The organism is Streptomyces sp. NPDC091376 (genome assembly GCF_044757085.1).
GTDB lineage: Bacteria > Actinomycetota > Actinomycetes > Streptomycetales > Streptomycetaceae > Streptomyces > Streptomyces pratisoli.
Window position 1 is genome coordinate 291,469 of the sequence record NZ_JBIVUF010000007.1, and the last position, 10,526, is coordinate 301,994.

Here is a 10,526-nt window from a genome sequence, read left to right on the forward strand (position 1 = left end):
TCCGTCCACGACCGCACACGCGAAGCCCCCTCAGCGCCGTAGCACGGTGGACAGGGGGCTTTCGTGCGTCAGCGTTCGGAGACCCGCATCTCGAACCAGGTGGTCTTGCCGCGCGGCAGCAGATCGACGCCCCACCGGTCGGAGAGCTTGTCGACGAGGAAGAGCCCGCGCCCACTGGTGTCCAGCTCGTGCACGGGCAGCAGACAGGGCAGCCCGCGCGAGGGGTCACGCACCTCGATACGGATCCAGCCTCGCCGGCGCACCATCCGCAACCCGAACACCCGCGCGCCGGTGTGCCGCACCGCGTTGCCCACGAGCTCGGAGACGAGCAGGATCGCGTGCTCGGCGATCTGCGGCGAAAGCGCCCACTGACGCAGGACCACACACTGCGTCAGCCTGCGGGCGGTGGCCGCGGACTCGGGACGGGACGGGAGCTGGACCTCCTCGTCCGTCGGATCACCGAACAACTCGACCGCCCTGAGCGCCTGCTCGTCCTCGACGGCCGGCAACCACCGCGCGGCGGTCGCGCCGCCCCGCGCCCACGGTTGCTCCGCACCTTCCAGCCCCGCCATGGCCCCCATCATGGCCGCATCGGGCCCCTCCAGGGGCCGTTCCCCAGGAATCGATGTCCCGGAACGCACCGTTCCGGGACATCGGCCCGACATATGCCCCCGACAGGAGGAGGGCCATCACAGCCCGACTGACCTGCGGTGACGCACCGTACGCGCATGCTCGCCACAAGCAGTGACGCCAAACGCCTTAAGGTTTCTTTAAGGCTCGATTAAGCCGCACACGAGGTTGACGCTCCGGGCCTCCGTGTCCAACCGGCAGCCCGGCAAGGGCAGTTCAGACGAACTTCGCCTTGCCCGGACCCTCCTCGACGAAGCTGCGCATGCCCCGCTCACGGTCCTCGGTCGCGAACAGCCCCGCGAACCAGTTCCGTTCGACGGCGAGACCGGTGTCGATGTCGGTCTCCAGCCCGGCGTCGACGGACTCCTTGGCGGCCCGCAGGGCCAGCGCCGGCCCCTGGGCCAGCTTCGCCGCCCACGCGTGGGCCTGCTCGTACACCTCGCCGGCCGGCACGACCCGGTCGACCAGGCCGATGGCCAGGGCCTCCTCGGCCTTCACCTGGCGGCCGGTGAAGATCAGGTCCTTGGCCTTGGAGGGGCCCACCAGCCGGGCGAGCCGCTGGGTGCCGCCCGCGCCCGGGATCAGGCCGAGCAGGATCTCCGGCTGCCCCAGCTTGGCGTTGTCGGCGGCGATCCTGAAGTCGGCGCAGAGCGCCAGCTCGCAGCCACCGCCCAGGGCGTAGCCGGTGACGGCGGCGACGACGGGCTTGGGGATACGGGCGACGGCGGTGAACGAGTCCTGCAGGGCCTTGGACCGCTTGACCATCGCGGCGTGGTCCATGACCTGCATCTCCTTGATGTCCGCGCCGGCCGCGAACACCTTCTCCCCGCCGTAGATGATCACGGCCCGTACGTCGTCACGGTCGGTCGCCTCGGCGGCGAGTTCGCGCAGCCGGTCCTGGGTGGCGATGTCCAGGGCGTTCATCGGAGGGCGGTCCAGGCGGATGGTGCCGACGCCTTCGGAGACTTCGAGTTCGACTGTCATACGGGGAGGTTAGCCCCCGTTAACGCACGAGGGCCCGGTGCTGTCCGTCACAGCACCGGGCCCGGCGTCCGTATGTGTCGCGGACCTACTTGGTCCACTCGGCCCAGGACATGTTCCAGCCGTTCAGGCCGTTGTCCGGGGAGATCTGCTTGTCCTTGGAGTTCTTCACGATCACGACGTCGCCGATGATCGAGTTGTTGTACATCCACGCCGCCGGCGTACCGCCGTCGTACGCGCCGCGCACATCGCGCAGGCCCACACAGCCGTGGCTGACGTTGGCGGAACCGAAGGTGCCGCTCGATGCCCAGTAGTTGCCGTGCATGAAGGTGCCCGACGTGGACAGGCGCATCGCGTGCGGCACGTCCTTGATGTCGTACTCACCGCCGAAGCCCACGGTGGCGCCGTTCATGCGCGTCACCTTGTACTTCTCGCTGATGACCATCTCACCGTTGTACGTGGTCGTCGACGGGGCGCCCGCGGTGATCGGGATGGTCTTGACGACCTTGCCGTCACGCACGACCTTCATGGTGTGGGCCTTGGCGTCCACGGTGGAGACCTGGCTGCGGCCGATGGTGAACGTCACCGTCTTGGCCTGCTTGCCGTACACGCCGGGCCTGCCCTCGACGCCGTCCAGGTTCAGCTTGACCGTCACCTTCGTGCCCGCGGCCCAGTACTTCTCGGGGCGGAAGTCCAGCCGGTCGTTGCCGAACCAGTGGCCCTCGACCGGGACCGACGGCTCGGCGGTCACCTTGATGGCCTTCTCGACGGCCTCGGGGTTGGTGATGCCGCGGGTGAAGTTGATGGAGACCGGCATGCCGACGCCGACGGTGGAACCGTCCTCCGGCGTGTAGTGACCCACGAAGGTGTTCTTCGGGGCGAGCGTGGTGAAGGTCGTGTCCTTCGCGGACTCCCGGCCCTCGGCGTCCTTGGCGACCGCGTGCACCTTGTACTTGGTCGCGGCGGCGAGATGCGCCAGCGGCTCCCAACTCGTGCCGCCCGCGGCGATCTTCCCTTCGACCGCGTTGCCCTTGTCGTCCTGGACGGCGACCTCGGTCAGCTTGCCCTTGTCGGCGCTCACCTTCAGCGCGCCGCTGGTGGCGACCGAGTCGGCGCCGTCCTTGGGCGCGATGGTGACGACCGCCTGCGAGGCCGCCGTACCGACCTTGCCGCCGTCCTTGACGCCCTTGTCGCCGCCGCTGCCGCTGTCGTTGCCGCCGCCCCCGCAGGCGGACACCAGCAGCAGCAACGCCCCCATGGCGAGGGCCGGCAGCGCGGCACGCCCGCGTCGCCGGCCCCTGCGGACCGATGCCCCCGATATCGGCTGCCCGTTCACGATGTGCTGTCTCCCCTCGCACGGCCTGGCCCCGCCATGGCCCGCACCCCCACGCGCTCGACCGGCGCGTACTGCGATAGATAATCACACCGCAAGCCTCGGGAGGTTCTTGCAAATGTCACCGTTCCGTCGCAAATCTGCCCGGTAACCGTGCGGGCCATGCGGAACGGCCGGGGGTCATCTCAGGGCCGAGCCGATCTGCCAGTCCCGCCAGTTCATGTTCCAGCCGCTCAGACCGTTCCAGGGCGCGACGACCCGGTCGGGGGAATTGACCACTTCCACCACGTCGCCGATCAGTGTCCGGTCGAAGAACCAGCCCGCCGGGGAGTCCTGGCTGCCGCCCTTCTCGTCGCGCAGACCGATGCAGCCGTGGCTGACGTTCCGCAGGCCGAAGATGCGCGGGTCGACCCAGTAGTTGCCGTGCAGGAAGGTGCCCGAGGTGGTGAGCCGCATCGCGTGCGGCACGTCCTTGATGTCGTACTCGCTCTTGCCCCGCCGGTCCGTGAAGCCGACCGTGGCGCCGTTCATGCGGGTGACGTCGAACATCTCGCTGACGACCATCTTGCCGTTGTACGTCCGCGTCTTCTTCCCCCCGGTGGTGACCGGCAGGGTCGTCACCAGCCGGCCGTCGCGGCGTACCTCCATCGTGCGTTCCTGGGCGTCGACCACGGAGGTCTGCGAACGTCCCACGGTGAAAGCGATGGTCTTGCGCTGGATGCCGAACACACCGGGCGCGCCCTCGACGTCCCGCAGCCGCATGTCGACGGTCACCTTGGTGCCCGGCTTCCAGTACGCGCGCGGACGGAAGTCGAGCCGTTCCGCGTCGAACCAGTGTCCGACGACCTCCACCGGCGGTACGGAGGTGACACGGATGGCACGTTCCACCGCGGCGCGGTTCTTGATGCCCCGGTTGAAGTCGAACGAAATGATCATTCCGGTGCCGACGGTGGTGCGGTTCTCCGGGATGACGTAGCCGGTGAACCGCTGCTCGGGCACGACGGTGGTGAACGTGGTGTGCCGGGCCGAACGACGGCCGTGGGCGTCCAGGGCCACCGCGTCCACGCGGTACTTGGCGGCCAGTGCCAGCCGGGTGCCGTCGGCGGGCCGCCAGCTCAGCCCGTCCTGCGAGATCGCGCCGGGGACCTTGGCGGGCCGCGCGTCCTCGATCTGCGTCACCTCGACCCGCTCCAGCCGCCCGTCGGGCACGGTCACTTCCAGCCTGCCGTCCGCGGCGACGCCCTCGGCCTCGTCCTCGGGCGTGATCCGGATGGTGTCCCCGGGCGCCCGTGGCTTGTCGCCTTCGGTGCCCGGAACGCCGCCGGTACAGCCGGTCAGCCCGGCCAGCAGTCCTGTCCACAGCAGGGCGACGACCAGCGTGGCCCTCGTCCGCCTCACCGCGTTGCTCACTTCAGTCCACCTCGTGGGGGTCGCAAAGACACAGCACGTTCCGCCCAACGACCGCCACCCTCCTGGGGAAACGTGACAGCGGGTCATGTTGGGAGTAGCACAGCGCGGGCAGAACTGGTGGGAGGACCACGCGCGGGGGCAGCGGCCGGGACGCCGTGTGCAGCAGCCGGCGGGGCCCGACGAGCCGCGGGAGGCCGACACGTGTCGAGCGCAGCCGAGCAGGAGGCAGTGCGGGAAGGGGAGCGTCCCCTTCCCGCCGTGGGACGGCGTCCGGGCCCGAACGGACGGCGCGGGGAGGCGGATGTCCCCGTACCGCCCGTCTGGCCGGGGGCACCGACCCCGCTGGGCGCGCGGTACCGGGTCGGTCCCGACGGGGTCGCCGGCACCAACTTCGCGCTGTGGGCGGGCGGGGCCGAGGCCGTCGAGCTGTGTCTGTTCGACGGGGCGGGGACGGAGACCAGGCTGCCGCTGACCGAGCTGACGCATGAGATCTGGCACGGCTTCGTCCCCGGCGTACGGCCGGGGCAGCGCTACGGCTTCCGGGTGCACGGCCGCTGGGACCCCTGGACCGGCGGCCGCTGGAACCCGGCGAAGCTGCTCCTCGACCCGTACGCACGTGCCGTCGACGGCGAGTTCGCCCTGCCGCCCGAGGTGTACGGGCATGTGCGCGACTGGCCGCAGCAGCATGTGGCCGACACGGTGCGCGACGACCGGGACTCGGCGCCGTACGTGCCCAAGGGCGTCGTCGTCCACGACGACGCGCCGGACGACGAGTGGGCCGACGACCGGCGGCCCAAGACGCCGTGGGCCGACTCGGTCATCTACGAACTGCACGTACGCGGCTTCACCAAGCTCCACCCGGACATCCCGCAGGAGCTGCGCGGTACGTACGCGGGCCTCGCCCATCCGGCGGCGATCGCGCATCTGGTACGGCTCGGGGTGACCGCGGTCGAGTTGCTGCCCGTGCACCAGTTCGCCCACGAGGACCATCTGCTGCGGCGCGGGCTGAGGAACCACTGGGGCTACAACTCCATCGGCTACTTCGCGCCGCACGCCGCCTACAGCGCGTCCGGGACGGCCGGGCAGCAGGTGGGCGAGTTCAAGCGGATGGTGCGGGCGCTGCACGCCGCGGGCATCGAGGTGATCCTCGACGTCGTCTACAACCACACGGCGGAGGCGGGCGAACTGGGGCCGACGCTCAGTCTCAAGGGCATCGACAACCGCGGCTACTACCGCCTCCAGGCCGACGCCCGCCGCTACGCCGACTACACCGGCTGCGGCAACACCCTCCATGTCGTCCAGCCCCATGTGCTGCGGCTGATCACCGACTCGCTGCGCTACTGGGTCACCGAGATGGGCGTCGACGGCTTCCGCTTCGATCTCGCCGCGGCGCTCGCCCGCTCGATGCACGACGTGGACATGCTCTCCCCGTTCCTCGCCGTGATCGCACAGGATCCGGTGCTGCGGCGGGTGAAGCTGATCGCCGAACCGTGGGACGTCGGCAACGGCGGCTACCAGGTGGGGGCGTTCCCGCCGCTGTGGACGGAGTGGAACGACCGCTACCGGGACGCGGTCCGGGACTTCTGGCGCGGTGCGCTGCCAGACGTCCGCGACCTCGGCTACCGCCTCTCCGGCTCCAGCGACCTGTACGCCTGGGGCGGCCGGCGGCCGTACGCCTCGGTCAACTTCATCACGGCCCACGACGGCTTCACCCTGCGCGACCTGGTCAGTTACGAGCGCAAGCACAACGAGGCGAACGGCGAGGGCAACCGGGACGGCACGAACGACAACCGTTCCTGGAACTGCGGTGCCGAGGGCGAGACCGACGACCCCCGGATCAACGCGCTGCGTCGGCGGCAGATCCGCAACCTGCTCACCACCCTGCTGCTGTCCACGGGTGTGCCGATGCTGGTCGCCGGCGACGAGATGGGCCGTACGCAGGGCGGCAACAACAACGCCTACTGCCAGGACAACGAGGTCGGCTGGCTCGACTGGTCGCTGCTGGAGCAACCGGGGTCGAGCGGGCTGCTGGCCCTCACCTCCCGGCTGCTCGCGCTGCGCGGGGCGCATCCGGTACTGCGCCGCCGGGCGTTCTTCTCCGGCCGGCCGCAGACCGCCGACGGACTGCGGGACCTGGCGTGGTTCACCCCGCGCGGCGCGGAGATGACCGAACAGGACTGGTACGCGCCCGCCTCGACGGTCGCGCTCTTCCTCTCCGGCCGGGACATCCCGGGCCGGGACGCGCGCGGGGCACAGGTCGTCGACGACAGCTTTCTGACGATCCTGCACGCGGCCGACCGGCCGACGGCCTTCCACCTGCCGGGTCCGCCCTGGGCGGAGGCGTACGAACTGGTCGTCGACACCTCGCTGGAGGAACAGTCGTCGGCGCCGGGAACGGTGCACGGGGGCGGCGAGCGGGTGACGGTGCCGGGGCGGTCGGTGCTGCTGCTGCGGGTGTGCGACGGGCGGTGACGCGCCGGTCAGCCCAGGATGCCCCGGTCGTAGCCGGCCGCCACGGCCGCCGCGCGGTCCTTGACGGCCAGCTTGGCGTAGATGTGGGTGAGATGGGTCTTCACCGTGGCCTCGCTGATGAACAGCACGGCGGCGATCTCGCGGTTCGAGGTGCCCCTGGCGACCAGTGCGAGCACCTCTCGCTCGCGTGCGCTCAGGGGCTCGTCCCGGGGGACGGGATTGCGGACGCGGGAGACCAGCCGTGAGGCGACCGCCGGGGAGAGGACCGTACGGCCCTCGGCGGCGGCACGGACGGCGGTGAACAGCTCCTCGCGCGGGGCGTCCTTGAGGAGATAGCCGGTCGCGCCCGCCTCGATGGCCGGGAGCGTGTCGGCGTCGGTGTCGTACGTGGTGAGGACGAGGACCTTGGCACGGGATCGCCGGCGGGTGATCTCGGCGATGGCCTCGACCCCGCCGCCGCCGGGCATCCGCAGGTCCATGAGGACGACATCGGGGTCGAGCCGCTCGGTGAGCGCGACGCCCTGGACTCCGTCGGCCGCCTCGCCGAGCACCGCGAAGCCGGGCGCCGACTCGAACATGCCGCGCAGCCCGTCCCGTACGACGGGATGGTCGTCGACGATCAGTACGGAGATGGTCCGGTCAGCCATGGCGCACCAACGGTACGCGAGCCGAGACCGCGGTACCGCCGCCCGGCTCGGATTCGACGGAGACCGTGCCGGCGATGCGTGCGGCGCGGGCGCGCATCCCGTCCAGACCGAAGCCGCTCGTGCCGGTACGGGCGGGCGGGACGTGGGGGTCGAAGCCGCGCCCGTCGTCCCGGACGTCGAGGGTCACTTCGTCGCCCATGTACGACAGGGTCACTCCGGCCCGGTCGGCGCGTGCGTGCCGGGCGGTGTTGGCGAGGGCTTCCTGGGCGATCCGCAGCAGCGTGGCGGCGACCTCGGCGTGCAGGGTCTCCACGGCTCCCGTGACGGTGAAGCGGGCCGGGACTCCGCTGCGTTCCGACCACTGGGCGACGGTCTTCTCCAGCGCCTCGGGCAGTTCGTCGTGGGCGAGGGCCGACGGGGAGAGGTTCTGCACCGAGCGTCGGGCCTCGCCGAGGCTGTGCCGGGCGAGGGCGGCGGCCCGCTCCGCGTGCTTGCGGGCGACGTCCGCGTCGTCGGTGCCGGTGACCACCTGCAACTGGGCGACGATGCCGGTCAGTCCCTGGGCGATCGTGTCGTGGATCTCGGCGGCGAGCCGGCGCCGCTCGTCGGCGACGCCCGCCTCCCGGGCCTGGACGACGAGCTGGGCGTGCAGCCCCGCGTTCTCCTCCAACGCCTGCTCCAGCCGGGCGTTGGTGCGCTCCAGCTCGGCGATCGTGGCGGCCTTCTGCCGTGCGCTCTCGGCCTCCTCGACCGCGATCCGGGCGAAGACGAGCGAAAGACAGGCGTTGAGGGCGAACAGCGCACCGAACGCGACCCAGTTCATCGCCGTCGCCGGCGGCAGCCCGCCGGACTGCGAGCCCGCCATCGTCACGGCGGTGACGACGAGTCCGGCGTACGCCCAGCGGCGCGGCAGCAGGATGCCCGCGTCGAAGTAGCCGAGCACGGCGTAGATGGCGAAGAACGGGTTGAGCCAGGTGAGCGCGAACGCGAGGACCGTACGGGCCGCGTAGTAGATCCACGCGGGTACGGCGAACTCCGGTGTCCCGGGCCGGGTGCGGCTCCACCACAGCTCCAGGACGAGTGCCATCGGCAGCAGGGCGAGCGCCACGTACCGTTCGGTGCCGGGCGTCAGCGACGGCGCGGTGGCGGCCGCGATCGGGGCGGAGAGACCGAGCAGGGCGTACGGGCCGTGGCGGAGGAACTGTTCCCAGCGCTGTTCGGCGGTGGTCATGCGCCCAGTGTCCCCCGGGTGCCGGGGAGGGATCACTCCCACCGGAACCAGCGGACCGCGACACCGGTCAGCAGCAGTGTCCAGGCCGCGGTGACCGCGATGGCGGTCCAGCCCGGCCAGCCGCCCGCCGCCGCCCGGTCCAGTGCCTCGGACGCCGCGCCGAACGGGGTGAACCGCACGATGCGCTGGAGCATGTCCGGCATGACCTGCACCGGCAGCCACACCCCGGCGGTGAACATGGCCGGGAAGAACACGACCGAGCCGATCGCCGCCGCGATCTTCTGTGTACGGGAGACCGCGCAGACGGTCGCGCCGAGTGCCAGCGCCCCTGCCGTGGTGAGGACGAGGGCGAGGAGGTAGCCGGCGGGCTGCCGGGGCAGTTCGACGCCGTAGGCGATCCGCCCGACGGCGAGGGCGAGCAGCGCCGAGAGCAGGGCCGCGGCGCCGTGCAGCACCAGCTGCGCGGCGAGAAGCGCGGCCGGGCGCACCGGTGTGGTCGACATCCGGCGCAGGATGCCGCGTTCCCGGTAGCCGGTGAGGACGGGCGGCATGGCCTGGAGCCCGGCCACGATCATGGCGAGGAGCACGGCGACGGGGACGTACAGATCGATGACGCGCCGGCCGCCGAGGTCGTCGGAGACCACCCGGAAGGACGGGACGAGGCCGATGATCGTGAGCAGGACGGAGGGGAACACGAGGATCCAGAAGAGGCTGCCGGGTTCGCGGGTGAAGAGCCGCGACTCGGTCCTCAGGACGGCGGCTGCGGGGGACGGCATGTCAGACCTTCTCCTCCGTGAGGTCGAGGAACGCGTCGTCGAGGGTGGCCTCGGTGACGCGGAGCTGGTGGGCGGTGACGCGATGGCGGGCGAGGAGCGTGATCACGGCGTTGGCCGTCTCGTCGGTGCCGTGGATGACGACCCGGCCGTCCCTGGTCTCGACGGAGGCGGCTCGGGGCAGTCCGGCCAGGTCGCGTTCGTCGAGGGGCCGTGACGGGGTGAAGGAGATGACGGTGCCGCCGCCGGTGCGGCGGATCAGCCCCGACGGCGTGTCGAGTGCGGCGATCCTGCCCCTGTCGATGACGGCGATCCGGTCGCAGAGCCGCTGGGCCTCCTCCATGAAGTGCGTGACCAGGAGGACGGTGACGCCGCCGGCCCGGACGTCCTCGATCAGGGTCCAGGTGTCACGGCGGGCCCGCGGGTCGAGTCCGGTGGTGAGCTCGTCGAGGACGACCACGCGGGGGTTGCCGATCAGCGCGAGCGCGATGAACAGCCGCTGCTTCTGGCCGCCGGAGAGCTTCGCGAAGCGGGTGGTGAGCTTGTCGGTGAGTCCGAGCCGTTCGGCGAGCGGCCGCCAGTCGGCGGGCTGCGGGTAGAACGCGGCGTACAGCTCCAGGGCCTCCCGCACGGTCAGCTTCGGCTGCAGTTCGCTCTCCTGGAGCTGCGCGCCGAGGACGCGCGTCACGCGCTCGTGGTCGGTCACCGGGTCGAACCCGGCGACGCGGACCGTGCCCGCGTCGGGCGGCCTCAGTCCCTCGACGCATTCGACGGTGGTGGTCTTGCCCGCGCCGTTGGGGCCGAGGATCCCGAAGATCTCGCCCTCCTCGACGCGGAAGGTCACGCCGTCCACCACCGGCCGGCCGGCGTAGGACTTGCGCAGTCCCTGCACTTCGACAATCGCCATGGGTACGAGGGTGCTGGCCGGTGTCCGTGCGCGGTATCGGCCGACGCGCTCGAAGAAGCATCAGCCGATCGGTCGATGGGCCCCTACGACCTCGCGGGGGCGCGAAAACTCGGTGGGCTCTGTCAGTGGTGAACCGTAGGCT

The 10,526-nt window shown here is 71.2% G+C and carries 9 protein-coding genes; 1 reads left to right on the forward strand and 8 read right to left on the reverse strand.

Features of this window, described 5'->3' with window-relative positions:
* Nucleotides 1-68: 68 nt before the first annotated feature.
* The 4 genes from ACIQMR_RS17740 to ACIQMR_RS17755 form a co-directional block, all read right to left on the reverse strand.
* Complete coding sequence (locus ACIQMR_RS17740) at nt 69-572, reverse strand: ATP-binding protein (protein ID WP_266383513.1); 504 nt, start codon at nt 570-572, stop codon at nt 69-71.
* Between the two features lie 274 nt (nt 573-846).
* Entirely contained in the window at nt 847-1,614 is a 768-nt protein-coding gene (locus ACIQMR_RS17745; protein ID WP_401387517.1) for an enoyl-CoA hydratase/isomerase family protein, read from the reverse strand.
* Nucleotides 1,615-1,699: 85 nt separating this feature from the next.
* Entirely contained in the window at nt 1,700-2,947 is a 1,248-nt protein-coding gene (locus ACIQMR_RS17750; protein WP_401387520.1) for an Ig-like domain-containing protein, read from the reverse strand.
* A gap of 177 nt (nt 2,948-3,124) precedes the next feature.
* Nucleotides 3,125-4,354, reverse strand: coding sequence for an Ig-like domain-containing protein (locus ACIQMR_RS17755; RefSeq protein WP_401387523.1), 1,230 nt, complete (start codon nt 4,352-4,354; stop codon nt 3,125-3,127).
* A 201-nt stretch (nt 4,355-4,555) separates the two neighbouring features.
* On the opposite strand from ACIQMR_RS17755, the gene glgX reads away from it, so the two are divergent.
* Nucleotides 4,556-6,826, forward strand: coding sequence for a glycogen debranching protein GlgX (gene glgX, locus ACIQMR_RS17760; RefSeq protein ID WP_401387526.1), 2,271 nt, complete (start codon nt 4,556-4,558; stop codon nt 6,824-6,826).
* A gap of 8 nt (nt 6,827-6,834) precedes the next feature.
* Here the strand turns inward: glgX and ACIQMR_RS17765 are convergent, their stop codons facing one another.
* Genes ACIQMR_RS17765 through ACIQMR_RS17780 form a run of 4 tightly spaced genes read right to left on the reverse strand, consistent with a single transcriptional unit; the run spans nt 6,835 to nt 10,384 of the window.
* Entirely contained in the window at nt 6,835-7,473 is a 639-nt protein-coding gene (locus tag ACIQMR_RS17765) for a response regulator transcription factor (RefSeq protein WP_358666703.1), read from the reverse strand.
* Nucleotides 7,466-8,704, reverse strand: a complete 1,239-nt coding sequence (locus tag ACIQMR_RS17770; protein WP_401387530.1) for a sensor histidine kinase — start codon at nt 8,702-8,704, stop codon at nt 7,466-7,468. Before ACIQMR_RS17770 ends, ACIQMR_RS17765 begins: the two co-directional genes overlap by 8 nt.
* A gap of 32 nt (nt 8,705-8,736) precedes the next feature.
* Nucleotides 8,737-9,480, reverse strand: coding sequence for an ABC transporter permease (locus tag ACIQMR_RS17775; protein WP_401387533.1), 744 nt, complete (start codon nt 9,478-9,480; stop codon nt 8,737-8,739).
* A gap of 1 nt (nt 9,481) precedes the next feature.
* A complete protein-coding gene (locus ACIQMR_RS17780; RefSeq protein WP_401387536.1) occupies nt 9,482-10,384 on the reverse strand; it encodes an ABC transporter ATP-binding protein in 903 nt (300 codons plus the stop codon).
* Between the last annotated feature and the right edge of the window lie 142 nt (nt 10,385-10,526).